Origin of the sequence: Sulfitobacter sp. 1A15258 (genome assembly GCF_043557045.1) — a bacterium.
In the GTDB taxonomy this organism is placed as follows: Bacteria; Pseudomonadota; Alphaproteobacteria; order Rhodobacterales; family Rhodobacteraceae; genus Sulfitobacter; species Sulfitobacter faviae.
Genome location: NZ_JBIFFK010000006.1, coordinates 49490 through 75003, shown reverse-complemented (window position 1 = coordinate 75003; position 25514 = coordinate 49490). Strand labels below are relative to the sequence as shown.

The 25514-nt window shown below is 64.3% G+C and carries 22 protein-coding genes and 1 riboswitch; of the genes, 5 read left to right on the top strand and 17 right to left on the bottom strand.

Features of this window, described 5'->3' with window-relative positions; genetic code table 11:
- Positions 1-95: 95 nt before the first annotated feature.
- The 6 genes from ACGYK9_RS13495 to ACGYK9_RS13470 all read right to left on the bottom strand — a co-directional run bounded on the left by ACGYK9_RS13495 (position 96) and on the right by ACGYK9_RS13470 (position 8015).
- Positions 96-737: a cell wall hydrolase gene (locus tag ACGYK9_RS13495; protein ID WP_209217890.1), complete on the bottom strand. Its 642-nt coding sequence runs from the start codon at positions 735-737 to the stop codon at positions 96-98.
- Positions 738-866: 129 nt separating this feature from the next.
- Positions 867-3404: a pyruvate, phosphate dikinase gene (gene ppdK, locus ACGYK9_RS13490; RefSeq protein ID WP_394412025.1), complete on the bottom strand. Its 2538-nt coding sequence runs from the start codon at positions 3402-3404 to the stop codon at positions 867-869.
- A 74-nt stretch (positions 3405-3478) separates the two neighbouring features.
- Positions 3479-5566 carry a glycine--tRNA ligase subunit beta gene (gene glyS, locus ACGYK9_RS13485; protein ID WP_394412022.1) on the bottom strand — a complete coding sequence of 696 codons (2088 nt, stop codon included), beginning with the start codon at positions 5564-5566 and terminating at the stop codon, positions 3479-3481.
- A 92-nt stretch (positions 5567-5658) separates the two neighbouring features.
- Positions 5659-6474 (bottom strand): DUF1206 domain-containing protein, encoded by an 816-nt coding sequence (locus tag ACGYK9_RS13480; protein ID WP_394412019.1) that lies wholly within the window; start codon positions 6472-6474, stop codon positions 5659-5661.
- 81 nt (positions 6475-6555) lie between these two features.
- Positions 6556-7071: a DUF6446 family protein gene (locus ACGYK9_RS13475; protein ID WP_271687774.1), complete on the bottom strand. Its 516-nt coding sequence runs from the start codon at positions 7069-7071 to the stop codon at positions 6556-6558.
- Complete coding sequence (locus ACGYK9_RS13470) at positions 7068-8015, bottom strand: glycine--tRNA ligase subunit alpha (protein WP_209217886.1); 948 nt, start codon at positions 8013-8015, stop codon at positions 7068-7070. The genes ACGYK9_RS13475 and ACGYK9_RS13470 overlap by 4 nt, the downstream gene beginning before the upstream one ends.
- Before the next feature lie 155 nt (positions 8016-8170).
- Here ACGYK9_RS13470 and ACGYK9_RS13465 point away from each other — a divergent pair, with 155 nt between their 5' ends.
- Positions 8171-10021, top strand: coding sequence for a serine protease (locus ACGYK9_RS13465; RefSeq protein ID WP_394412015.1), 1851 nt, complete (start codon positions 8171-8173; stop codon positions 10019-10021).
- Between the two features lie 66 nt (positions 10022-10087).
- On the opposite strand, the gene ACGYK9_RS13460 is transcribed toward ACGYK9_RS13465, so the two are convergent.
- From ACGYK9_RS13460 to ACGYK9_RS13435, 6 genes are all read right to left on the bottom strand, one after another.
- Positions 10088-11536: a TrkH family potassium uptake protein gene (locus ACGYK9_RS13460; RefSeq protein ID WP_394412012.1), complete on the bottom strand. Its 1449-nt coding sequence runs from the start codon at positions 11534-11536 to the stop codon at positions 10088-10090.
- 81 nt (positions 11537-11617) lie between these two features.
- Entirely contained in the window at positions 11618-11866 is a 249-nt protein-coding gene (locus ACGYK9_RS13455) for a hypothetical protein (RefSeq protein WP_394412009.1), read from the bottom strand.
- Between the two features lie 215 nt (positions 11867-12081).
- Positions 12082-13173: a GTP cyclohydrolase FolE2 gene (gene folE2 / locus ACGYK9_RS13450; RefSeq protein ID WP_394412006.1), complete on the bottom strand. Its 1092-nt coding sequence runs from the start codon at positions 13171-13173 to the stop codon at positions 12082-12084.
- 77 nt (positions 13174-13250) lie between these two features.
- Positions 13251-14441, bottom strand: coding sequence for an O-succinylhomoserine sulfhydrylase (metZ, locus tag ACGYK9_RS13445; protein ID WP_394412003.1), 1191 nt, complete (start codon positions 14439-14441; stop codon positions 13251-13253).
- Positions 14442-14505: 64 nt separating this feature from the next.
- A riboswitch (SAM riboswitch) is annotated at positions 14506-14582 on the bottom strand.
- A 62-nt stretch (positions 14583-14644) separates the two neighbouring features.
- Positions 14645-15250, bottom strand: coding sequence for an inner membrane-spanning protein YciB (locus ACGYK9_RS13440; protein WP_394412000.1), 606 nt, complete (start codon positions 15248-15250; stop codon positions 14645-14647).
- A 10-nt stretch (positions 15251-15260) separates the two neighbouring features.
- Positions 15261-16163 (bottom strand): DMT family transporter, encoded by a 903-nt coding sequence (locus tag ACGYK9_RS13435; RefSeq protein WP_394411997.1) that lies wholly within the window; start codon positions 16161-16163, stop codon positions 15261-15263.
- Between the two features lie 63 nt (positions 16164-16226).
- On the opposite strand from ACGYK9_RS13435, the gene ACGYK9_RS13430 reads away from it, so the two are divergent.
- Complete coding sequence (locus ACGYK9_RS13430; protein WP_271693342.1) at positions 16227-16712, top strand: MgtC/SapB family protein; 486 nt, start codon at positions 16227-16229, stop codon at positions 16710-16712.
- A gap of 33 nt (positions 16713-16745) precedes the next feature.
- Here the strand turns inward: ACGYK9_RS13430 and ftsY are convergent, their stop codons facing one another.
- Positions 16746-18098 (bottom strand): signal recognition particle-docking protein FtsY, encoded by a 1353-nt coding sequence (ftsY, locus tag ACGYK9_RS13425; protein ID WP_394411994.1) that lies wholly within the window; start codon positions 18096-18098, stop codon positions 16746-16748.
- A gap of 95 nt (positions 18099-18193) precedes the next feature.
- Positions 18194-19906 carry an NAD(P)H-dependent oxidoreductase subunit E gene (locus tag ACGYK9_RS13420; protein WP_394411991.1) on the bottom strand — a complete coding sequence of 571 codons (1713 nt, stop codon included), beginning with the start codon at positions 19904-19906 and terminating at the stop codon, positions 18194-18196.
- A 159-nt stretch (positions 19907-20065) separates the two neighbouring features.
- Between ACGYK9_RS13420 and ACGYK9_RS13415 the strand changes: the two genes are divergently transcribed.
- Complete coding sequence (locus ACGYK9_RS13415; protein ID WP_394411988.1) at positions 20066-21067, top strand: alkane 1-monooxygenase; 1002 nt, start codon at positions 20066-20068, stop codon at positions 21065-21067.
- A gap of 41 nt (positions 21068-21108) precedes the next feature.
- The gene (locus tag ACGYK9_RS13410) at positions 21109-21498 is read left to right on the top strand and encodes a hypothetical protein (protein ID WP_394411985.1); all 390 of its coding nucleotides are present in this window, start codon (positions 21109-21111) and stop codon (positions 21496-21498) included.
- A 6-nt stretch (positions 21499-21504) separates the two neighbouring features.
- Here ACGYK9_RS13410 and xseA read toward each other — a convergent pair whose 3' ends face one another.
- Entirely contained in the window at positions 21505-23067 is a 1563-nt protein-coding gene (xseA, locus tag ACGYK9_RS13405; protein ID WP_394411982.1) for an exodeoxyribonuclease VII large subunit, read from the bottom strand.
- A gap of 70 nt (positions 23068-23137) precedes the next feature.
- On the opposite strand from xseA, the gene purD reads away from it, so the two are divergent.
- Positions 23138-24403, top strand: coding sequence for a phosphoribosylamine--glycine ligase (purD, locus tag ACGYK9_RS13400; protein ID WP_394411979.1), 1266 nt, complete (start codon positions 23138-23140; stop codon positions 24401-24403).
- A gap of 34 nt (positions 24404-24437) precedes the next feature.
- Here purD and ACGYK9_RS13395 read toward each other — a convergent pair whose 3' ends face one another.
- Entirely contained in the window at positions 24438-25133 is a 696-nt protein-coding gene (locus ACGYK9_RS13395) for an FG-GAP repeat domain-containing protein (RefSeq protein ID WP_394411976.1), read from the bottom strand.
- Positions 25133-25456, bottom strand: coding sequence for a 2Fe-2S iron-sulfur cluster-binding protein (locus ACGYK9_RS13390; RefSeq protein ID WP_067266186.1), 324 nt, complete (start codon positions 25454-25456; stop codon positions 25133-25135). Before ACGYK9_RS13390 ends, ACGYK9_RS13395 begins: the two co-directional genes overlap by 1 nt.
- Positions 25457-25514: the final 58 nt, after the last annotated feature.

Sequence of the window (25514 nt, the reverse complement as noted above, 5' to 3'; positions counted from 1 at the left end):
ATCGGATCAGGGTAATGGCCCCACCGGGGGCGCTTCGATGCACATTTAGCAGGCCCACCGGCGGCAGACCAGCACCCGAAGGCACATCCCGCCCCTCAGTTCGAGGCGGTCTTCCATGTGTGGCGATAGAAGAGGTGCTGCCCGATCCGCGCGGTCTTGGTATAGACCCGCGCCCAATTGGGGTTCACGGCAGTGGTGTGATAGTGGGTCGCCCCATTGGTCAGCTTCGGCGCGCTGCCGTCGATGATCGCACGCGCGACTTTCGAGACACGGGCAAAAGCGCGCGGTTCATTGATGACCTCTTTGTGGCCGTCGCAGGTGTAGGTGAACTGGCACTGATACTTGCGCCCCGTCCCCTGATTGATCACGCCACAGAGCGTGCCGGGGAAACGGGCGGATTTCACCCGGTTCATGATCACTTCGGCCACGGCGAACTGGCCTTTGACCGTCTCACCGCGCGCCTCGAAATAGAGCGCTTCGGCAAGGCACTGCAACTCGGCGTTGCCTTCGGCCTTGGGCTGGCTGTCGATCCAGGCCGTGGAGAATTTCACATCTGTCGCGCTGGCCGACACGGGCTGTGCGACCATCTCCTGAAGCCGCGCCGCACCGGCGGACTTCAGACCTTGAATTTCAATCTGCGCAAGATCGCTCGCGCTTTCGGAGCTGGCCTGAACCGCCAGCGGGCTGCTGCACAGCGCCATGGAAAGAGCAAAAGAGATCGACCGGATAAAACGCATTATGCGCCTCGCATCATTGTTAGGGCTGCGGGGCGGATAGCCAAAAGGTTCCCGGCGGTAAACCCAACCAGACGTTATGTGCAGAAACTCGCCGAATTATGGTATAAATTGGGCTGGAGCCCGCCGCCCCTACCCGATCTTGTGGGCAATGGCGAGTTGGGCGGCGGCCAGACGTGCAACTGGCACGCGAAATGGCGAACAGGAAACATAATCGAACCCCGATTCGCGGCAAAAGGCGATGGATTCGGGGTTGCCGCCATGCTCCCCACAGATGGAGAGGGTGATTCCGGGCTGCGCCTTGCGCCCTCTTTCCGCCCCGAGTTGCAGCAATTCGCCGACCCCATCGGTATCGAGCACATGGAACGGATCCTCCGGGTAAACCCCCTGTTGCACGTAGTTCGACATGAAGCGCCCCGCATCGTCGCGCGAGAGGCCATAGGTCATCTGCGTCAGGTCGTTGGTCCCGAAACTGAGGAAGGCGCAATGCGGCGCGATATCATCGGCGCGCAGACAAGCGCGCGGGGTCTCTACCATAACGCCAAGGCGGTAGGTAAAGCTCGCGTCGCGCTCACTGCGCACGGCGGCGGCCACGGCATCAACGCTTGCTTTGACCAGTTCCACCTCGCGCCGGGCGCTGACCAGCGGGATCATGATCTCGGGCACCACCGGCTCGCCATCGCGACTGGCCTCGATCGTCGCCTCAAAGATCGCGCGGGCCTGCATCTCATAGATCTCGGGCACGGTGACCCCCAACCGCACCCCGCGCAGGCCAAGCATCGGGTTATATTCCGTCATCGCCGCCACGCGGCGCGTCACGTCGGACATCTGAAGGCCAAGCGCCTCGGCCAATTCGCGCTGCCCGGCTTTGTCGGAAGGCAGGAATTCGTGCAGCGGCGGGTCGAACAGGCGGATGCAGACCGGCTGGCCCTGCATGATGCGGAAAAGCTGGGTGAAATCCTCGCGCTGCATGGGCAGCAGGCGTTCCAGCACCGCGCGGCGGTCTTCCCCGCTTTCGGCAAAGATCATCTCGCGCATCACGGTCAGGCGGCCCGGCTCGAAAAACATATGCTCGGTCCGGCACAGCCCGATGCCATGGGCGTTGAAGTTGCGCGCGGTTTGCGCGTCGGTCGGCGTGTCGGCATTGGCGCGAATGCCGATATCGGCCACATCCTCGGCCCAGCCCATCAGGCGGTTGAAGGTATCGTCAAGCGCGGCCTCCTGCATCTTGGCAGCCCCCGCCAAGACCTGCCCGGTGGAGCCATCGACGGTGACCTGATCCCCCTCGACAAAGACCCGCCCATCGGGGGCGATGATCTGCCGTTGGGTCACCACAAAGCGCATGTTTGAAGCGCCGACCACGCAAGGCAGCCCCATGCCGCGCCCGATCACCGCCGCATGGCTGGTGATGCCGCCGCGTTCGGTCAGCACGGCGGCGGCGGCATGCATGCCGCGAATATCCTCGGGCGACGTCTCACGCCGGACAAGGATGCAAGGCTCCCCCCGTGCAGCACTTGCCTGCGCGTCGCTGGCGGAAAAGACGATCCGCCCCGTGGCCGCGCCGGGGCTGGCTGCGATGCCGCGCCCGATCACGTCCCGCTTGGCGCTTGGATCGACTTGGCGGTGCAGCAGTTCCGACAGCGTGCGCGGCTGCACCCGCATGAGTGCTTCCTCGCGGCTGATGATCCCCTCGTCGGCCAGCGCCACGGCGATCCGCACGGCAGCCCGAGAGGAACGCGCGACCTTCACGCCGTCCAAGATATGCAGCTTGCCCTGATCGATCACGAATTCGACCTGCATCTCGGCGCGCAGCCTCTTGCGCATCAGCGCCGCGTGGTCCTTCAATTCGGCAAAGGCTTCGGGCACCAATTCTTCAAGCGATGGCCCGCGCGGATCGCGGGTGAGATACATCGCCGCCGCATCGCCTTCGAGCGCGTCGCGGCCTTGGCTCTGGCTCAGATAGCGCCCGGTGATCTGCGGCAGGCCGGTGTCGCTGTCGACCAGTTGCAACACGCCCGAGCCGCATTGCCCCTGCCCCACGCCAAAGGCCATCTCTTGCACCACCAGCCCCAGCCCCGCATCCGCAGGCGCGCCCTTGGCCTGCCGCAGCAGCCGCGCCGAGGTGCCGTTCCACGCCCGCGCCATGGAGCGCAGCACCGCCGCCAGTTGCGTTGCCGGGTCTTGGGGAAAACGCTCTTCGGTCTCGGCCTCATAGGCACGCAGGGATTCCATCAGCGCCGCGCGGCCATCGCCATTCACATCGTCGAACATATCCGGGTCGAGACGGGCCACGTTGACCGCGTAGGACTGCACGAAACGCGAATAAAGTGCCGCCGCGGGCCCTTCGCCAATGCTGCCCGCGTAGCTTTCGAAGAGCGCGTCGTTAATCCCGATGTTCAGCACCGCCCCCGGCCCGCCCCAATCGGGGTCTTGGCTGGAGGGCCGCACGCAAAGCAGCGCACCCTTCGGGAACTGATCGACCACCGCCTGCACGTCGGGCATCTGCCCCCGCGCGATCTGCTGCACCGCGTCAAAGGACAGCGCAATGGTGCGCGGCACCGGCAGGTCGAGCCGCACGAGACGTTGCAAACATTTGGCCCGCCCGCCGTGGGTGGTATTGGCAATCGGCGCGGTGGGCGTCACCAGCGTGGTATGGGGATCGTTCTGCACTGCGGCACCTTAATCGTTCCGGTGCAGCATAGGGGTTGAGGCAGAAGGGGCAAGGGATCTCGCCCCCTCTGGGGTCAGCCGTCCAGTTTGGTCAAGTCCGCCACGGCGCTACAGATCGTGCGGATGCGGCTCAGCAGATTAAGCCGGTTGCGCCGCACCGTGGGGTTCTCGGCGTTGACCTGTACCGCCTCGAAGAAGGCATCGATCGGCCCGCGCAATTCCGCCATGGCCGCCATCGCGGTCGAGAAATCCTGCGCCGCCATTGCCGGGGTGATCTTGGCCTCTGCCTTGTCGAGTGCGGCGAAGAGGTCTTTTTCGGCCTCCGTCTCGGCAAACTTCGGATCAGCGCCAAAGGAGTATTCCACGCCATCGGCCTCTTCGGCTTGGCTGAGGATATTGTTGGCGCGTTTGAAGCCTTGGATCAGGTTCTCGCCATCGTCGGTTTTGAGCGTCTCCGACAAGGCGCGGGCGCGTTTGACCAGTAGCGTGAGGTCGTCGCTGCCCTCCATGGCAATGCAGGCGTCGATGACGTCGTGACGGATGCCTTGGTCGCGCAGGTAGACTTTCAGGCGGTCGTGGATGAAGCCCAGAATGTCGGCGGTATCGGCCCGGCCCGCGTCACGGTCGCCGACGATCTCGGCGCTTTGGCCCAGCACGTCGTTCAGCGACAGCGACACATCATTCTCCACCAAAATCCGGATCACACCCAAAGCCGCACGGCGCAGCGCGAAGGGGTCCTTGCTTCCGGTCGGTTTCTCATCAATCGCCCAGAAGCCGGTGAGCTTGTCGATCTTCTCGGCCATTGCCACGGCGATGGAAACCGGCGCGGTCGGCACGCCATCGGATGGCCCGAGCGGCGCGTAATGGTCTTTGGCCGCATCGGCCACGGCATCCGACATCCCCGCCTTGCGTGCGTAATAGCTGCCCATCAGGCCCTGCAACTCGGGGAATTCATAGACCATTTCGGAACTGAGATCGGCCTTGGCGACGCGAGCGGCCTTTTCGGCCTCGTCAGCGTCAGCACCTACCAGCGGGGCGAGCTCACGCGAGAGCGTCGCCATGCGGTCGATCAACTCGGCCTGCGTGCCGAGTTTGTTGTGAAAGGTCACGTTTTCCAGCGCCTTGACCCAAGTCTCCATGCCCGCGCCGGTGGTGACGCTGCGCAGGTCGTTGTCCCAGAAGAACTTGGCATCCGACAGCCGCGCGCCCAAAACCTTCTCGTTCCCGGCGAGGATCGTGGCACCTTCGTCGGCGGTGGTGCGGTTGGCGACGGTGACGAACCGCTCAATCTGCCCCGACTTCGGATTGCGGACCGAGAAGAACTTCTGATGCTCTTTCATCGAGGTTTGCAGCACTTCCGGCGGCAGGCCGAGGAAATCCTCACCGATGCGGCCCATCAGCACGACGGGGTATTCCACGAGGCCCGCGACTTCGGCCAGAAGCCCTGCGTCCTCAACCACTTCCAGCCCGGCGGCGAAGGCCATGTTGGTGGCGTCATGCCAGATCGTGTCGGCCCGCGCGGCGGGGTCGAGCACGACAAAGGCTCGGCTGAGCTTGTCCTGATAGTCCTCGAAACCCGCGACTTCGATCTCGTCGGGGGCGAGGAAACGGTGCCCGCGCGTGGTGTTCCCGGCGGTGATCCCGTCGATGGTCAGCGGCACCACCTCGGCCCCGGCCTCGTCGCTGATCACGCAGAGGATGGAATGCAGCGGGCGGACCCATTTCAGGCTACCACTGCCCCACCGCATGGACTTGGGCCAGGGGAAGTTGCGGATGGTCTGCTCCAGCACCTCGGCCACGATCTCGGCGGCGGGGCGGCCCGGCTTCTCGATCTTGGCAAAAAGCACCTTGCCCTTGGGCGTATCGCGTTCCTCAAGCTGGTCGCGGGTCAGACCCGCGCCGCGCAGGAAACCTTCAATGGCTTTCTCGGGCGCGTCGGCCTTGGGGCCCTTGCGCTCTTCCACCTGTCGGGGGCTGGCGGCGAGCATGTCGCCAAGCGCCAACGTCAGGCGGCGCGGGGTGGTGAAGACGGCGGCGGAGCCATAGGTCAGACCGGCCTCGACCAAACCGTTGGTCACCAGCTTTTGCAGGTCTTCGCCCGCGCGCTTCTGCATCCGCGCGGGAATTTCTTCGGAAAAAAGTTCAATCAGCAGATCTGGCACGGGCGGCCCCCAATTCTTGCCGCGACGGCGGCGTCTCATCGGGGGCTTGGATAACGAGTGCTAGGCGGAGGGTCTAGCCCCCCGCCCCGCGTTTAATCCAACAAGGTGCGGATATCGGGGTCGGAGAATTTCGGCACCACGCGGTAGCCCGCCTCGACGAAGTTATAGACCGCAAAACCGATCAGCCCCAGCCCGGCCCCGCCCAGAAGGAAGCGCCCAAAGGCCATGCCGCGCAGGTCTTGCAGCGCCTCGCCCAGACCGCCCGCTTGTTCGGGATTGGCCGTCAGCGCCGCATAGCCCAGCGAAAAGGCGACGAGCGCCAGAATTCCGCCATAGATGACAAGGCCAATCTTCACGATGGGGTCGATGCTTTCGGTGAAATGGGTGCGCGCCAGATGGCCCTTATACTTCCCGCTCAGCCCTTTGTAGGCGTAGTAAATCCCCGCGCCCAGCAGGATCAGCGCCCCCGCGGCCACGATATAGCGCCCGGCGGGCATGGCCATCAGCTTTTGCGTCCAATCCTGCGCGGAACTGCCGCCGGAGTTCTTGCCGCTCATCGCCAGAGCGAGAACCGAGACGCCGATACCGCCGTGGATCAGCCCGGTCGTGATCTGTCCCAGCCGCGCGACCAGCCCCTTGGCGTCGGTGCCGTGGTCTTCGACATCTTTCACGCCCGCGGCCACACGCCAGACCAGATAGGCAAGCAGCCCGATGCCGATGGCAAAGAGAGCGGGGATGCCATAGGGCTCATCCCGCAGCGCCGCGAGGGCGTCTTTCGTACCTGAGGCTTGGGTGCGTTTCAGGGCGGCCAAAAGCGCCAGCCCCCCGATGATCGTATAGATCAGCCCGCGCGCGCCGTAGCCTGCGCGCATCACCCATTTCAGCCCCTCATGTGTTTTCTCTGACATTTTCGCCCCCGTTCTATGTGGGGACAAGCGTTCGGCAGCGTCAAAAGGTTCCGCCGAGAGGGTCCGCGCGCGGGGATAAGATCAGTCGGCGGGGCGTTCCGGGCAGGCCTCGCCCACCACGGTGCCGTCATAGGACTTCTCACCGCAGTCGTTCAGCTCATGCCAGATATAGCCGCGCCCGTCGTCGGTCAGCGCCACGATCCGGTCGACGCCGTAGTGCACGTTTTTGCCGCCGAGGAAGGTCAGCGCGCTGCCCGCTTCGATCTCAGCCGCGATGGCGGGGGCGTCGAAACAATCAAACCAGCCCGGCGCGTTGCGCGGATCGGTGTGGTCGGTCATCTCATAGGTCTCGGTCGCCATGGCGAGGCTGATGTCATGCTCGAAACAGGCGCGGAACCGGATCGGGGAACTGTCGGCGTCGATGGCCTGTAGGTTCTCCGCCGCGATCTCCTCCGGCTCCTCCGTCGTCAAAGAGACGAGTTCAACCTTAGCCTCGGGCACATCGTGATAAAAGCCGTAGATCTGAAGGTAATAGAGCGCCGCACCGGCGATCACTGCGGAGACGAGGATCACGATGCCAACAATCTTGCCGCTCATGCCGCGCTGTCCGCCTCGGGCGTCCAGCCGCCGGCGCGGGTCTGCACGAAGGCATCCGCGCATTGCTTGGCCAGCGCCCGCACCCGCCCGATATAGGCCTGCCGCTCGGTGACCGAGATCACGCCGCGCGCATCCAGCAGGTTGAAGATATGGCTCGCCTTGATGCATTGGTCATAGGCCGGATGCGCCATGACGATGCGCTTGCCGGTCTTGGGGTCTTCGGCGGGCTGTTCGAGGATGAATTTGCAATGCGCCTCAGCCTCATTGAACTGATCGAGCAGCACCTCGGTGTTGGCCGTATCGAAGTTCCAGCGCGCAAATTCCTCTTCGGTCTGTTTGAACACATCGCCATAGGTCAGCGGGATCGGCGCGTCGGGGCTGTTGAAGGGCATATCCATCACATGGTCGACGCCCAGTACATACATCGCCAGACGCTCCAGCCCGTAGGTCAGCTCGCCCGAGACGGGGTGGCAGTCATGGCCACCGACCTGCTGGAAATAGGTGAACTGGCTGACTTCCATGCCGTCGCACCAGACCTCCCAACCCAGCCCCCAAGCGCCGAGCGTCGGGCTTTCCCAGTCGTCCTCGACAAAGCGGATGTCATGCAGCGCCATGTCGATGCCGATGGCTTCGAGCGAGCCGAGGTACAGCTCCTGCAGATTGGGGGGGCTGGGTTTGATCAGCACTTGATACTGGTAGTAATGCTGCAAACGGTTCGGGTTCTCACCATAGCGCCCATCCGTGGGGCGGCGCGAGGGCTGAACATAGGCCGCAGCCCAAGGCTGCGTGCCAAGGCTGCGCAGCGTGGTGGCCGGGTGAAAGGTGCCCGCGCCCACTTCCATGTCGTAGGGTTGCAGCACCGCGCAGCCCTGCCGCGCCCAATAGCTTTGCAAAGCAAGGATGATCTCTTGGAAAGAGCGTGGTTTCTGCGCTGCGTCAGACATGGTGATTGCCCCTTAATGATGCGCGCCTTTCCTACGTCTGCAAACCATGGGGGTCAATCACAGCTTTATCAGAATTTCGCCCCCTTTGGCATGGCATTCGCGCCGCTTTCCGGCGTAATCTGGCTCGGATTTGGTTTTGCGAGAGTTGAGTGACGATGAAGCGAATTCTACGTGCCCCCGTGGCGATCTTCTTGGCCCTGAGCCTGACCTGGGCGGGCCTTGCGCGGGCGCAATCGGCAGAGGATGTCGTTTGGGTTCAGATCGAGGCGCAACCGTCCTTGGCCGAGGCCACGGACCGGGCGCGCGCCTATGAGACCCTGTTGGATGACGTGAATGGCTTTGCCTTGGGCGGCGGTTGGTACGGTATCGCCGTGGGCCCCTACCGGCGCGAGGATGCAGAACTGGTGCTGCGCAGCTATGTGCGCGACGGTCTGGTGCCGCGCGACAGCTTCATCCAGCAATCCAGCCGGTTCCAGCAGCAATTCTGGCCCGTGGGTGACAACGTTCTGGAAACCGGCGTGATCGACGCACCCGTAGGCGTGGATGGCGTTGCGCCAGAGGAAGCCGCCGCGGGCAGCAGCACCCCCGATGTCACGACCACCCCGCTTGATCCCGCAGGGACGGAGGGTGAAACCGAAGCCGCAGAGGCCGAGACCGCCCCGGCCCCCACGCCGCCGGAACCGGATGAAACCCCGGCAGAGGCGCGCCGCTCGGAACGCGCCCTTTCGGCGCAGGAGCGCAAAGACCTGCAAATCGCCCTGCAATGGGCGGGCTTTTATGATGCCGCGATTGACGGTGCCTTTGGCCGTGGCACCCGTGCCTCCATGCGCGCGTGGCAGGGCGCCAACAGCTATGAGCAGACCGGTGTGCTGACCACGCGCCAGCGGGCGGCTCTGATGGCGCAGTATAACGCCGTGCTCGACGGGCTGGGCTTGCAACTGGTGCGCGACGAGAAGGCCGGGATCGAGATCATGATGCCCACCGCCGAGGTCGACTTCGCCCGCCACGAGCCGCCCTTTGCCCATTACGACAGCAGTGGCAACATCGGCGCGCGGGTCTTGTTGATCAGCCAGCCGGGCAATCAAAATACGCTCTATGGCCTTTATGACATCATGCAAACGCTTGAGATCGTCCCCTTGGATGGCCCGCGCGAGCGCAAGCGCAATTCCTTTGAGTTGATCGGCGAGAACGGCAGCATCATCAGCCAGACGCAGGTCTCGCTGGAGAACGGTCAGATCAAGGGCTTCACGCTGATCTGGCCCGCCGGGGACGAAGACCGCCGCCGCCGCGTGGTGGCCGAGATGTCCAAAAGCCTGACCCGCCTGCCCGGCGTGCTCGACGCCGGCGCAGGCAACAGCGATGCGCAGGCGATTGATCTGGTCGCCGGTTTGCAGATCCGCCAGCCCAAGATCGCCCGCAGCGGCTTTTTCGTCGATGACAACGGCGCGGTCGTGACCACCAGTGAAGTCGTGGCCTCTTGCGGGCGGGTGACGCTGGACGCCGATACCGATGCCACGGTGGTCGCCACCGATGAGGCGCGCGGCCTTGCACTGCTCAAGCCCGAAAGCCGCCTCGCCCCGCTGGCGGTGGCCGAGTTCAGCAACGCGGCCCCGCGCCTGCAATCGGAAATCTCCGTCGCGGGCTACTCCTACGAGGGCGTGCTGAGCGCCGCGACACTGACATTTGGCGCGCTGTCGGACCTCAAGGGGCTGAACGGGGATGAGACCCTCAAGCGCCTCTCGGTCAAAGCCCAGCCCGGCGATGCCGGGGGTCCGGTCTTTGACGAGAATGGCCACGTCGTGGGCATGTTGCTGCCCCAACCGGATGCCGACCGCAAACTGCCCGAAGACGTGAGCTTTGCCCTCGATGGCGATGTGATCCTAAAGGCAGCGCAGGAGGCCGGGCTAGGCAGCAAACAGGCGCAGGGGGCCACAGGCCCGATTGCGCCGCGCGACCTGACCCTGCGCGCGCAGGGCATGACCGTCTTGGTCAGCTGCTGGGAATAACGCGGGGGGCTCAGCCCCTAGCGACAAAGACAAAGGGCGGTGCCATCAGCGCCGCCCTTTTACGTTTCAAGCGCGCCAGAACTTGGCGGTGAACATGACGTAGACCGCCATCAGCTCCAGCCGCCCGATCCACATGGCGATGATCAAAATCCACTTCGCCGTGTCGTTGAGGCTGCTGAAGTTCCCCGCCGGGCCGATGATCTCTCCCAACCCCGGGCCGATGTTCGCCAGCGCCGCCGCCGCCCCCGAGACGGAGGTGACGAAATCCAACCCCGTCAGGCTCAGCGCGACCGAGATCAGGCCGAGCGATACGACGAAGAACATGAAGAAGGACATCACCGAGCTTAGCACGTCCGCCCCCACCGGGCGGCCATCGTAGCGCGGGGTAAAGACACCGTGGGGCGAACGGATCCGCCGCAATTGCGCGCGGATCGACGCAAAGAGCAATTGATAGCGGAAGATCTTGATCGAACAGGTGGTCGATCCGGCGCAGCCGCCGATCAGGCCGATGAAAAAGAACAGCGCCACGGCAAAGCTGCCCCATTGCATATAGTCCGCCGAGGCATAGCCGGTGCCCGAAATGATCGAGGTGATGTTGAACAGCGCTTCGCGCAAGACCCGCTCGGATTCATAGGTCGTGCCGCTGCGCAGAACGAAAAAGACGATCACCACCAGAAAGGTCATCGTCATGAAAAAGCCGCGCACCTGCGGGTCGCGGTGCAGGGCCACGGGGTTGCCGTTGATCAGCTGCACATAGCGTACGAAGGGCAGCGCCGCGAGGATCATGAAAATTGCGGCGACATATTCGGCGGGGCCGGAGAAAGTGCTGAAGGAGGCATCGTAGTTGGAAAAACCACCCGTCGAGACGGTGGTGAGCGCATGCACGGTGGCGTCGAATGTGGTCATCCCAAGGGCGAGATAGCTTAGCATACAGGCCAGCGTGAGCCAGAGATAGATCACCGAAATCTGCGTCGCGATTTGCCCCGCGCGGGGCAGGATTTTCCCGAATGTGTCAAAGGACTCGGATTTAAAGATCTGCATACCACCGACCCGCAACTCGGGCAGAAACACCATGGCGACGACAACGATACCGATGCCGCCCAGCCATTGCAGAATACCGCGCCAGATCAGCAGACCTTTGGGCAGGTCTTCCAACCCGGTCAGCACCGTGGCCCCGGTGGTCGTCAGCCCCGACATCGCCTCGAACATCGCGTCGGTCACGCTGGCCTCGGTCGCGCCCAGCACGAAAGGCAAGGCCCCGAAGAGCGGCAGCATCAGCCAGACGCCAGTGGTCAGCATGAATGTCTGTTGAATGGTGAGCCCTTCACGGACCCCATTGGCGCTGGCGAGGGCGATCATACCGCCACCCAGCGTCGTGATCAGCGCGCTTTCGACGAAGACCCACCACTGGCCCCGGCCTTCGGCCAGATCGACCAAGATCGGGATGATCATGGCAAGGCCGAGCACGGCCACCAAAAGGCCCACGACATATCCGACAGGTCGTATATCCAACATGCGCGCAGCGTTGGCTTGGCCGCTCGTCGCTGTCAAGCCGAGACGGGACCGGGGCGCGATTTGGCCCCGGTCCGTGTCGTCTTAGATGTAGTAGAGGTCTTTGAAAACGTGGTGAACGATGTCGTCACGCTTGATGCCCATGGCGGCCAGTTCTTCGTCGCTTTTCGCTTGCAGGCCTTGGACCTGCTCAAAACGGCGTTGGGCGGTGGAGCCCATCATGATGCCATGGCCGATCCCCGCGAAAAAGCGGCGCAGACCGGCGCCGGCGCGCCACAGCCCTTCGAGGGGAGAGACGGAGTGGGCGGGGTGAGCAGTGCTCTGGTAGGTCATCTGATTGCCTTTGCAATTTCCAGTATTTCGATGACCGTTAGATAGGCAATGCTGCGCCGCAGCAGAACCGACGTTTTCGCATAGCCGCTGGTCGGGACTTGCAGGGCTGACAGGGCGACATTCACCATTTCCGCGCTAAGACAGGCGGAATGCCCCGCAAAGGGGCGCGGCGCGGGCTGCGAACAACCAATGCGCGATTGCCGCGCCGTCCGGGGTCAGCCGACGTGGAAGAGCGTGTTGAAAAGCTTGGGGTCGATGCTCTGCGCGGCAAAGGTCTCACCTTGGGTCAGCACGCTGATCGCATCGTGGCTATGCAGGCTTTCTTGATGGCTGGCGACGATGCGGAAATCGCCCACCCGGTCATCGGCCAAAAGCTGTTCGCAAAACAGCCGCGCGGCATCCTCGACAAAGATCGGATTGGCGGCGTTAAGCTCAGCGAACGCCTGTTCGTCTTCGCGTTTGACCATGACCTGCGTCTCGGTCGGCACGGCGCGGCGGCAAATCTCGATCAGGTCTTCGAACCACAGACAATCGCCCTCGTCCCGTGTCTCGACCGATATCCGCGCGACGGAGCGTTGCGAATGCGGCGTCGCCAATTGCCCGCGGGTCTGACGCGCGTGTTCGCTCAGTTCCAGCGAACAGGGGCAGGTGCTGGAATAGACATAGTCGAGATGCACGATCTTCTTGCGCTCGCCGTTCTGTTCTACCAACTCCAGCGCGATGTCGTAATACTGATAGCCCGTGAGGCCCGAGCGCAGGCTGCCGATTTTCATTGGGAAGGAAAAGCGCATCTGAATTCGCGCGTCCAAGCTCTCAAGATCGGCTTTGTAATCATCCAGCGCCGCTTCGATCACCTCGAAGCTAAAGGTCGCTTCGGCATGGCGGTAGAAGCTGCGCATGATGCGGGACATGTTGATGCCCTTCTTCTCCGCATCGAGCGAGACCGTGCCGGTCACGGAAGTCTCAAGCCGCAGATCCCCGCCCTCGCGGCTGCGATAGCGGATCGGCAGGCGAAAGTTCGAGATACCGACATGCTGGATCAACTGCTGCGCGCCGCGGATCAGGCTGGAGGGGCCGTTTTGCAGATCCGGCAGGCTGGCGCGGTAGTTGTCGCCCGCGGTGAAATCTTCGGGATAGGCGCGGCTAAGGGCGGGATATTCGGCGGGGGCCAGCATCCGCGCCATGGCCGGGTCCAGCGCTGCAATCTCGGCCGGGGTGGCCGTTTCGGCCCAAGCGCGCAGCGTGGCGAGCGCGGATTGCGCCGCCTCCCGGTCCGGTGTCTCGGACATCTCAGTCACGATGTTCATTGCGCGGCCCTCCGGTCTGTCGCTCTCAATGTATGATGCGCGGGGCCAAAATGCCACCGCGCCCGCGACACATCAGGTCAGGCTTGCGCCGCCGCATCCAAGGCTTGCAGCAGATCGGCCTTGAGATCGCCGCTATATTCCAGCCCTACGCTGATCCGCACCAGCCCCGGCGTGATGCCCAAGAGGTCTTTGGTGTCCTGCGGCAGACGCTGGTGGGTGGTGGTGGCCGGATGGGTGACGATGGTCTTGGCGTCGCCAAGGTTGTTTGAGATCACGCCCACCTGCAACGCATTCAGGAAAGCGAAAGCCGCCGCCTTGCCGCCCTTGAGGTCGATGGACAGCACCGTGCCCCCTGCCCCCATCTGGCGCATCGCCAGCGCGTTCTGCGCATGGCCCGCAAGGCCCGGGTAAAGCACCCGCGCCAAGGCCGCGTGACCGTCCAACGCCTCGGCCAGTTCCTGTGCGCTGGCCGCCTGCGCCCGCACCCGCAGGTCGATGGTCTCCAACCCTTTGAGCATGATCCATGCGGTGAAGGGGCTCATCGAGCCGCCGGTGTGTTTCATGTAAGGCTCAAGCGTGCCGCGGATGAACTCGCGGCTGCCCAGCACCACACCGCCAAGCGCACGGCCCTGCCCGTCGATATGTTTGGTCGCGGAATAGACCACCACATCCGCGCCCTGCGAAATCGCGCGCGAAAAGACCGGCGTGGCAAAGACATTGTCGACCACCACAAGCGCGCCTTTGGCATGGGCCAGCTTGGCGACGGCTTCGATGTCGATCACCTCAAGCGTGGGGTTGGCCACGGATTCGAAGAAGACCGCGCGGGTGTCCTCACGGATCGCGGCCTCCCAAGCGGAAAGGTCGCTGCCGTCGACGAAAGTGACCTCCACCCCGTAGCGGCCAAGGATCTCTTCCAGCACATAGATACAAGACCCGAATAGCGCCCGGGCCGAGACGACATGATCGCCCGCCTTCAGCATCGAGATCAGCGCGCCCGAGACCGCCGCCATGCCGCTGGCAGTGGCAAAGGCATCTTCGGCCCCTTCCAAAGTGGCGATACGGTCCTCGAACATGGCGACCGTGGGGTTGCCATAGCGGGCATAGATGAACTCATCCGGGCCGATCTCTTCGAAACGCGCCTCGGCCTGTTCGGCGCTGTCATAGACGAAACCTTGGGTCAGGTAGATCGCTTCGCTCACCTCGCCATATTGGCTGCGGCGGGTGCCTGCGTGGATCGCTTGGGTGCGCGCGTGACGGTCGTTGCTCATCTATCTCATCCTTCCGGCCCGACCTCGCGGGCATAAAAAAACCCCAGACGCGGCCAAGCGAAAGGGGTCTTTCATCCTGACCTTTTAGCGGCATGTTTAACGTGGCCCACAATCCGGTAACAAATCGCCACGCGGGGTGGATTACGCCGCGCGACGCTACAGGTCAACAGTTTCGCGCGGGGCGTTCGTTAAATTTGAGCGGATCAGCTTTGGTCTTTCTTCTCGCCGTAGGCTTCGAACAGCTTGCCCTGCGCCATGAAGAAAACGAAAATCGCCGCCGTGAGACCGAAGGTTTTGAAGTAGACCCAAGTATCGGTCGAGAAGAACCGCCAAATCACCTCATTCGCCAGCGCCAGACCAAAGAAGAAATACATCAGCCGTTTGGTCAGCAGCATCCAGCCCTCATCGCGCAGGGGCATCATCTCTTCCATGACGTATTTCAGATAGGATTGCCCGCGCAGCAGGCCGACGGCCAAAAGGCCGCCGAAAAGCACATAGATCAGCGTCGGCTTCATCTTGAAGAAGCGGTCGTCGTTCAGCCAGACCGAGAGCCCGCCGAAAATCACCACCAGCACCACGGTGGCGACCTGCATCCGGCTGAGCTTGCCCGTCAGCGCCCAAAGCGCGCCGGTCGACAGCACCAGCAGCGGCACGAACATCGCGGTGACGACGATAAAGCCGTCATACTCCGTCCCGCTGAAGGTATAGGTGTTATCCTTGAGCCACAGATAGGCCACGAGGAAGGCCAAGACCGGCCCGTATTCCAAGCCTGCCCGCAGCATTGGGTTGATCTCTCTTGGTTCTGACATGCCTGTTCCTTTAGCCGCCCATTTCAACAATCACCGCCCCGGCTGCGATCAGCGCCATCAGCGCGATGCGGCGGGGGCCGACGGTTTCTTTCAGCACCAGCACCCCGATCAGCGCGGCAAAGACGGTCGAGGTCTCCCGCAGCACCGCCGCCTCGCCCACCTTGTCGAGCCGCGTGGCCAGCATGACCGACCCGAAACTCGCAAAAGCGATGATCCCGCCGATAAAGCCGCGCAGCATCAGCGGCGCCACCTCGGGCGGGTTCTCCATCGCGTGCCAGCGCCGCCATGCGATCACCGGCATCACCAACCCGTCGATCATGAAAAACCATGCGAGGAAGGTGAAAGGATCCGCCGTGGCGCGGATGCCGTATGCGTCATATGTGGTGTAAAGCGCCACGAACAAGCCCGTCAGCACCGCCAGCCCGAGCGCTGCGTGCAGCGTATCGCGCGCGGCGACCAAATTGCGCAGGTTATAGAGGGCAAGGCCGAAGATACCGCTTAGCAGCACCGCCACGCCAAGCCACTGCACCGCGTTAAACCGCTCACCAAAGATCAAATAGGCGCCGACCACGGCAAAGAGCGGCCCCGTGCCGCGCACCACCGGGTAGACCACCGTATAGGCGCCCTTGGTATAGGCCCATGCCTGCAACAGCTTGTAGATCACATGGATCACGAAAGCGCCGAGGAAGATCACCCACATATTCGGCTCGGGCCAAGGCACGACGAAAAGCGCGAAGGGGGCCGCCATCACGCCATAAGAGACGTCGATCGCCCCGCGCGTGAGCCACGGATCATGTCGCCCCTTTTGCAGCGCGCCAAAGACTGCATGCAAAAAGGCCGCCGAAAGCGCGAGCCACAGAGCTGCGGTATGGCCCGCCGGAGTGCCTTCGATCGACAGGATCCAATCGGTCATCGCGGAACCACCACGGCGGCGAGAGGTTTATACCTCAAAGCCTTTATCACCAACGGAAATTCCATGTTTGAAAGCCTGATCGCGGACCTCACCAACAGTTTTTCGAAAGTGCCGGTTACCGTGGCCGCGGCGCGGCTGCTCATGGCGGCCTTTCTGGCGGGTATCGTCGGGTATGAACGCGAGCGGCGCGACAAACCCGCGGGTCTGCGGACCCATATCATGGTGGCCATCGCCGCCTGTCTCTTCATCATCATCGGGCAAGAGCTTGGCAGTCTGGAGTTTGGCGATGGCGACCAGATGCGCTTCGATCCATTGCGCCTCATCGAGGCGGTGACCGCAGGCGTCGCATTCCTCGCGGCGGGGATCATTTTCACCTCGAACGGCGAGGTGCGCAACATCACAACCGGCGCGTCGATGTGGCTGGCCGGTGCCATCGGCCTGTCCTGCGGCGCCGGGCAAATCCTGTTGGCCTGTCTGACCGCAGGGGTCGTGGTGCTGGTTCTCACCGTTCTGCGCTGGATCGAACGAAAGCTTGGCACCCACGACTGAACGGGGCCGCCGCCTCCAGCGACCGAGATGTCGTTAGCCATCCGTGCCCACCAAGGCGGCGGCGAATTCATCCGGGTCAAAGGGCGACAGATCGTCAATCTGCTCGCCCACGCCCACGGCATGAATGGGCAGGCCAAAGCGATCCGCCAGCGCCACCAGCACGCCACCCTTAGCGGTGCCGTCGAGCTTGGTCATCACCAGACCGCTTACGTCGGAAATCTCTTGAAAGACTTTCACCTGATTGACCGCGTTCTGCCCTGTCGTCGCATCTAGCACCAATAGGGTGTTATGCGGCGCACTCTCATCCTTCTTGCGGATGACGCGGACGATCTTGGCCAATTCCTCCATCAGGTCGCCCCGGTTTTGCAAACGGCCTGCCGTGTCGATCAGCAGCAGATCGGCCCCCTCTTCCTGCGCGCGGCCCATGGCGTCAAAGGCAAGGCTCGCGGGGTCGCTGCCCTCAGGCGCGGTCAGCACGGGCACGCCTGCGCGTTCGCCCCAGACCTGCAATTGCTCCACCGCAGCGGCGCGGAACGTGTCACCGGCGGCGATCACGACCTTCTTGCCCGCCGCACGGAATTGCGAGGCCAATTTGCCGATGGTCGTGGTCTTGCCCGAGCCGTTCACGCCGACCACCAGCACCACCTGCGGGGTCTTGGCATAGAGCGGCAGGGGCCGAGCCACGGGCTCCATGATGCGGCTGACTTCACTGGCGAGCAGTTGTTTGATCTCTGCCACCGAGAGTTTTTTGCCAAAGCGCCCTTCGGCCATATTCGCGGTGACCCGCAGCGCCGTGTCGACGCCCATGTCGGCGCTGATAAGCAGCTCTTCGAGCTGTTCGAGCATCTCGTCATCCAGCGTCCGGCGCACCACGGGCTGCGCGGCACCGCGGCCCATGAGACGGCCCAGAATGCCCGGTTTGGCGGGGGCGGCCTCTGCCGGGGTTTCGTCCAGCGCCGGGGCGACGGGGGTCATCGCTTGGCGCAGGTCGGTCGCCGCGGGAACTTCCTCCGGGGTCGGGGTGGGCTCGGGGTCAGCGGCGGGGGGTTCCTGCACGGGTGTGGGGTCCGGCTGGGGCTCAGTCGGTTCAGGCTGCGGTTCAGGCGCAGGCTGCGGCTCGGGCTCTGGGAGCGTCTCGGGCGCGGGGGCGGGTTCAGGCGCGGGGGTCGGCTCTTCCGCCTCCCGCTCTGCCGCCAACATCGGGCCGCTGTCCTCCTGCCCGTCGGGCATCACGTCAGAGGCCGCGCCGGGCTGGTCCATCACCGCATCCACGGGGGCGGCTTCGGCCTCTGCCTCGCCGCCATCGCTGACAATAGCCTCCAACCCCTCGTCGAGTTTGGACGAGGATTTGAACAAGCGGTCCTTGAGCTTCGTGAAGAAGGCCATCGGCGTCTCCCATGCAGTTTCGTCTTGATCTATAGGTTAGCCCCCGCAGATGGAAGGGCGCCCGGGCAGATCAAGCCCGCCGGGAGGGGGCGGGGTTAGATTTCATCGGGGAAATGTTGCATCACCAGCCGGATCGGGTTCGGCGCCGCCTGCCCCAACCCGCAGATCGAGGCATCGACCATGGCGGTCGACAGCTCTTCCAGCAGGTCTTGGTCCCATCGGTCCTCTTGCATCAGTTTCACTGCCTTTTCGCAGCCGACCCGGCAGGGCGTGCACTGGCCACAGCTTTCATCCTCGAAAAACCGCAGCATGTTGAGGGCGGCTGCCCGCGCGCTGTCGTGTTCCGACAGGACAACCACCGCTGCCGAGCCGATGAAAGCCCCATGTGGCTGCAACGTGTCAAAGTCCAACGGCAGATCCGCCATCGACGCGGGCAACAGCCCCGAGGACGGCCCACCCGGTTGATAGGCTTTGAACAGATGGCCCTCTGCCATGCCCCCCGCCGCCGCGATGATATCGGTGATGGTCGAGCCTGCGGGCAGCAGATACATCCCCGGGCGCGCCACGCGGCCCGAAACGGAATAGCTCCGCAGCCCCTTGCGGCCATTCTTTTCGACCCCGTTCAACACCTGCGGCCCCTCGCGGCAAATGCGGGCGATCCAATGCAGAGTCTCCACGTTATGCACCAAGGTCGGGCGGCCAAAGACACCCACGCGCGCCACATAGGGCGGGCGGTGGCGCGGCAATCCGCGCTTGCCTTCGATGCTTTCGATCATGGCGCTTTCCTCGCCGCAGATATAGGCGCCCGCCCCGCGGCGCAGATCGACATAGCCGGGCGCGATGAGGCCCGCACCTTCCAGAGCGGCAATCTCACGGCGCAGGATCTCCAGCACCGCCGGGTATTCATCGCGCATGTAGAGAAAGACTTTCTCCGCCTCCACCGCCCAAGCGGCGATCAACATGCCTTCGAGGAAGAGATGCGGCCTGCGTTCGAGATACCAGCGGTCCTTGAAGGTGCCCGGCTCGCCCTCATCGCCATTCACCGCCAGATAACGCGGGCCGGGGTTGCCGCGCACGAAGCCCCATTTCTTGCCCGAGGGGAAACCCGCCCCGCCAAGACCGCGCAGCCCAGCCTGCAACAATTGCTCCTGCACCGCTTCCCAATCGCCCCCCTGACGCAGGTTCAACAGCGCGTCGTAACCCCCTGACGCCGCGTAGGTTTCGTAAGCCTCATAGTCGGGCAGGTGGGCATGGGTATCTCCGGCGCCAATGGCCGCCAGCACTTTCTCGGGCGTCGCATGGTCGATATGGTTATGTCCCAGTTCCAGCACCGGCGCCGTGTCGCAGCGCCCCATGCAGGGCGCGCGCAGGACGCGCACTTCGGTCGGGTCCAGCCCCTCCTCCAACGCAGCTTTCAAGGCCTGCGCCCCGGCCAGCTCGCAAGACAGAGAATCGCAAACACGGATGGTCAGCGCGGGCGGCGGGGTCTCGCCCTCTTTCACCACGTCGAAATGGGCGTAGAAACTGGCGACCTCATAGACCTCGGCCATCGACAGGCGCATCTCTTCGGCCAAGGCGCGCAGATGCGCGGCCGACAAGTGGCCAAAGCGGTCTTGGATCAGATGCAGAAACTCGATCAGCAGATCGCGGGCACGCGGGCGGTCGCCCAACAGCGCGCGGACCTCCTCCCACGCCGTATCCTGCAACTGTCGCCCCTTGGGGTGATGCCGCCCCTTGCCCTTGCCGGATTTCCAAACGCCCTTTCGCGGCTCCCCCGCCGCAGCCTTCCCGTGATCGTCCAGCGCCATGTCTCTCCCCCCGCCTTGCTTTCCGCCTTGGTAACAAATCCAAAGCCCTAGGCGCGATCAAAAAGCGACAATCGCGCGGGTGTTTGCGTTGTGCGCGGCCCCTGCGGCGGGCAGAATACGGGGGCCGGGCCGACTGGCCGGGGTCGCAGGGGAAAACGCATGCTGTGGTATGTGATCGCAAGTCTGACACCGGCGGTGCTGATCGCCGCCGCCGCCCTCTGGGGCGGGGTCTGGCCCGTGCTGGCGCTGTTGTCGATCACGGTGCATGTCGCCTTTATGGACCGGTTGGGCCGCGCGCTGCGTCTTTCCGATAGCTCAGGCCGCGCCCTGACGCTGACCTTGGCCGCCGCGCATTTCCTGCTGCTGCCGCTCGGGGTCTGGGCGATTGGCGCAGCCCCGCATCTTGAGGCGTTGGACCGCGCCCTGATCTTTGCCGCCCTTGGCCTGTTTCTGGGCCAGATCAGCAATTCCAACGCCCATGAGTTGATCCACGCCAGCCGCCGCCTGCGCCGGCGGATCGGCACGGCGATCTATATCTCGCTGCTGCACGGGCATCACGTCTCGGCCCATTTGCGGGTACATCATCCCGCCGCCGCCACCCCGGCTGATCCCAACTCCGCGCCCAAGGGCATGGGGTTCTGGCGGTTTCTGCTGAGCGCAAGCTGGGGGGAGTTTCGCGCCGGGTGGCAGGCCGACAGCGCGCAGCGGGCGCGCAAGACGGGGGCGCAGGGGCTGCACCCTTACACGCTCTACCTCACTGGCGCGGCGCTGGCGCTGCTCACGGCGCTGCTGCTGGGCGGGGTCGCCGGGCTGCTCGCCTATATCGGGCTGGCAGCCTATGCACAGATGCAACTGCTGCTGTCGGACTATGTGCAGCACTATGGGCTGCGACGAGAGCAGCGCCCCGATGGCCGGTTTGAGCCGATAGGCCCGCAGCACAGTTGGAACGCGCCCAAATGGTACTCCGCCGCAATGATGCTGAATGCCCCGCGCCATTCGGATCACCACATGCGCCCCGCCCGCGCTTTTCCGGCGCTGGAAGTGACGCAGGAGATGCCGAAACTGCCCTATTCCCTGCCCGTCATGGCGGTGATCGCCCTTGTCCCCCCGCTCTGGCGGCGGGTGATGGACCGCCGCCTCGCCCGGTGGGGCCAGCATTGATCCCGCTGGCGCGGCGCGCGGGCTTCTGGCAGGCTGAGAGCATGAGACATGCCCTCGCCCTGATCTGCGCCTTCCTTCCGCTGCCTGCCTTGGCCGAGATGTCGGCGGCGGAGTTCGAAGCCTATACGGAAGGAAAAACGCTCTATTTCGGCCAGTCCGGCGCGCCCTATGGGGCGGAAATCTATCACGAGAACCGGCGCGTGCAGTGGTCCTTTCTGGATGGCCATTGCAAAGAGGGGCGCTGGTATGAGGCCGATGGGCTGATCTGCTTTGTCTATGAAGACGACCTCGCCCCGCAATGCTGGAGCTTTACCGAAAGCCCGACCGGGCTGGTCGCGCGGTTCGAGAATGACCCGTCCGAGACCGCGCTCTATGAGGCGCGGGAAATGACCGAGCCGCTGCTGTGCCTTGGGCCGGAGGTCGGGGTCTAGGCCAGTTCAGCCCTCGCCTTTGACCGGTAGCCGACCGTCGGCGAATTCGATCTCCAGATGCGCCGCCTTCTTGGCAGCCTCCGCACTGGTCACCACATCACCATCGCCCCGCACCACGGCGAAACCACGGGCGAGCGTTTCGCGATAGCCGAGCGTGCCGAGCGTGCGGCCCATCGCGTCGATCTGGCGGCGGCGGCGGTCCTGATCGGCGCGGCCTGCGCGCGCCAGCCGGGCCAGCACCTCTTTCAACCGTTGGTCTTGGCGCGAGAGGTCGCGGCGCAGAACCTCGGGGCGGAAGGTTTGCGTGCGGTCCAAAAGCCGCTCCCGGCGGCGGAGGATCTGACGGTGCAGCACCTCGGGGTGGAACCGGTCAATCCGCACGGCCAGCCGCTCGCGCTGTCCGGCCAGATTGCGTTGCCACGCGGGGTCGAGCCGCGCCGAGAGCTGCGCCAGACGTTGCCGATCCGCCTCCAACTGGCGGCGCAGGGTGCCGGGGCGCAGAGCGCCAGACATATCAGCCAGCTTGACGCGGCGGCCTTGGACGCCCGCAATCAACGCGGGGGCCAGTTTCTCCCCCCCGCGATCAAGACGCTGGCGCGGCCCCTCCAGCAGCGTGTCGGCCCGGGGCAAGGCCCGCGCCAGATCCCGCATCCGCTGGCTGCGACGGGTCAACCCTTGGCTCAGCGCCTGACGCATCCTCGCGCCCTGCCCCTCCAGCCATGCCGCCAGCTCATGCCGCACCGGCACCGCCAATTCCGCCGCCGCCGTCGGCGTGGGCGCGCGCTTGTCCGAGACGAAGTCGATCAGCGTCGTGTCGGTCTCATGCCCCACGGCAGAGATCAGCGGGATGTCCGACGCCGCCGCCGCGCGCGCGACGCTTTCCTCGTTAAAACCCCAGAGGTCTTCGACCGAGCCACCCCCACGGGCCACGATGATCAACTCAGGCCGGGGCAATGCGCCACCGGGGGTGAGCCGGTTGAAACCTTCGATCGCGCGCACCACCTCTGGCGCGCATTTCGTGCCCTGTACGGCGACCGGCCAGACCAGCACCTTGCGCGGGAAACGATCCCGCAGCCGGTGCAGAATGTCACGGATCACGGCACCGGAGGGCGAGGTCACAACCCCGATGATCTCAGGCAGATAGGGCAGCGGGCGTTTGCGTTCGGGGGCGAACAGCCCCTCGGCCGCCAGCGCTGCCTTGCGTTTCTCCAACAGCGCCATCAGCGCGCCCATGCCCGCCGGTTTAATGTCCTCGATCACGATCTGGTATTTCGACTGCCCGCCAAAGGTGGTGATGCGCCCGGTGGCAATGACCTCCATCCCCTCTTCGGGCTGGGTCTCAAGCCGCGCGGTCACGCCTTTCCAGATCACGCCCGAGATGACCGAGCGGTCATCCTTGAGGTCGAGATAGACATGCCCCGAACGCGGGCGGCTGACCCGGCCAACTTCACCGCGAATCCGCACATGTCCGAACTCCCCCTCGATCACCCGTTTGATCGCGCCCGAAAGCTCGGTCACCGTGAATTCGGGGCTGTTGCCACCGGGGGCGGGGTCGTCGAACAGAACCATCTGGGCACCTTGTGTCTGTGGGTCCCCCAGCTTAGAACGCGGAGCAACGAAGTCCAAGGGAGTGCGCGGCATGAATATCCTGATCCTCGGCAGCGGTGGCCGCGAACATTCACTTGCTTGGGCGGTCATGCAGAACCCCAAATGCGACAAGCTGATCGTGGCACCGGGCAATGCGGGGATCGCGGCCATCGCGCAATGCGCCAAGCTCGACATCATGGATGGCGCGGCGGTTGTGGCCTTCTGCGAGGGCAATAACATCGATTTCGTCATCATCGGCCCCGAAGCGCCCCTTGCCGCAGGAGTGGGCGACGATCTGCGCGCGGCGGGTTTCGATGTCTTTGGCCCCTCCAAAGCAGCGGCGGCACTGGAAGCTTCCAAAGCCTTCACCAAGGAAATCTGCGACGCCTGCGCGGCACCCACGGCGGGCTATGGCCATTTCACCGATGCCGCCAGCGCCCGCGCCTATGTCGAAAAGCAAGGCGCGCCGATTGTGATCAAGGCCGACGGTCTGGCGGCGGGCAAGGGTGTCATCATCGCCATGAGTGACGCCGAAGCGCTGGCCGCCGTGGATGAGATGTTCGACGGTGCCTTTGGCGAGGCGGGTGCCGAGGTCGTGATCGAAGAGTTCATGGAAGGCGAAGAGGCGTCTTTCTTCGTGCTTTGCGACGGGGAGACGGTGCTGCCCATCGGCACGGCCCAAGACCACAAGCGGATCGGCGAAGGCGACAGCGGCCCCAACACCGGCGGCATGGGCGCCTATTCCCCCGCCCCGGTGCTGAGCGACGAGATCGCCGAACGCGCGCTGGATCAGATCATCCGCCCCTGTATGGCCGAGATGGCCAAGCGCGGAATGCCCTATCAGGGCGTGCTCTACGCTGGCCTGATGATCAAGGACGGCAAGCCGCGGCTGGTGGAATACAATGTCCGTTTCGGCGACCCGGAGTGTCAGGTGCTGATGATGCGCCTCGGCGCGCAGGCGTTCGACCTGATGCAGGCCTGCGCTAAGGGCACGCTGGCCGATATGCAGGTGACCTGGGCCGAAGATCACGCGCTGACCGTGGTGATGGCCGCCAAAGGCTACCCCGGTGACTATGAAAAGGGCAGTGAGATCAAGGGCCTCTCCGCCCTCCCAGAGGACAGCGCGAATATGGTGTTCCACGCGGGCACCAAGGCGCAGGACGGGGCGATCTTGGCCAATGGCGGGCGCGTGCTGAACGTCACCGCGCGCGGGGCCACGCTGGCCGAGGCGCAAGAGCGTGCCTATGCGATGGTCGATGGAATCGATTGGCCCGAAGGGTTCTGCCGCCGCGACATCGGCTGGCGCGCGCTGAACTGACGGATGGCGGCTCTATCAAAGCCGCAGCCGCCCCTCATTCACAGACCAGCGCCTTGGCAAAGCTCTCGGCCCCCGCGAAGGGCCCGATATCGCGGCGTGCAAGCTGTCCGTCTGACATGCGCACCCCTACCACATGCTGCCAATCGGCATCCGCCAGCACCATCTCCGGCCCTGCCCCACAATCGCGCAGACCGCCTGAGATATGCCGCTCTCCGATGCGATGATTGGTCAGCCCCGTCATTTGCGCGACTTCGCTAAGATGCCCATCGGCAAAGCGCCAGACCCGCAGCACCCGCGCCAGATGCGGCCGGTCGACATAGGCGCTCTCAATCGCGCCATCGCCATCCAGATCGGCGGCACCTATGGGGGCGAGCCACCGGTTGCTTTGGCCGATATGCGGGGTCTCGGTGATCTTGCCCCCGGGGCCGTAGATCGCCAGCGCCGCGCCACGATTCACGTCGGTCTCGACCACCAGAACCTCGGGCGCGCCATCGCCGGTCACATCCACGAGCCGGGGGGCGATATCCTCGAAAACATGGTCGCGCGGCAGATGGAAGCGCCGCGCACCGCCGTCTGTCAGAGAGACCTGCAAGCCGCCCCATTCCAGCGCGTCGCCAAGAATGCCATGGGCGTAGCGCCCGGTGGGCGCGATGTAATGCGCGGCGGTGATCGTCTCCGCCGCCGCACCTGTTGCAATCAGCGCCAGCAGTGCCGCGCCGATCGCCCGCATCAGATTTGCTTTTCCGGCATCTGCACGCGCAGACCGTCCAGCGCATCGGTGACCTTGATCTGGCAGGTCAGACGCGACCGCGCGGGATCGGGCTCAAAGGCGAAGTCGAGCATGTCTTCTTCCATGTCGTCCATCGGCGGCAGTTTCTCGGCCCAGGCCGGATCGACATAGACATGGCAGGTGGAGCAGGCGCAGGCCCCGCCACAGTCGGCTTCGATGCCGGGAATGTTATTGTCCCGTGCGCCTTCCATGACGGTGAGACCATTGGCCACCTCGACCACATGTTCGGTGCCGGAGTGTTCGACATAGGTGATTTTGGCCATGATGATGCCCTTTCGTCCTAAAAGTTCGGCCTTGTTTAACGGGCTATTGCAGCCGGTT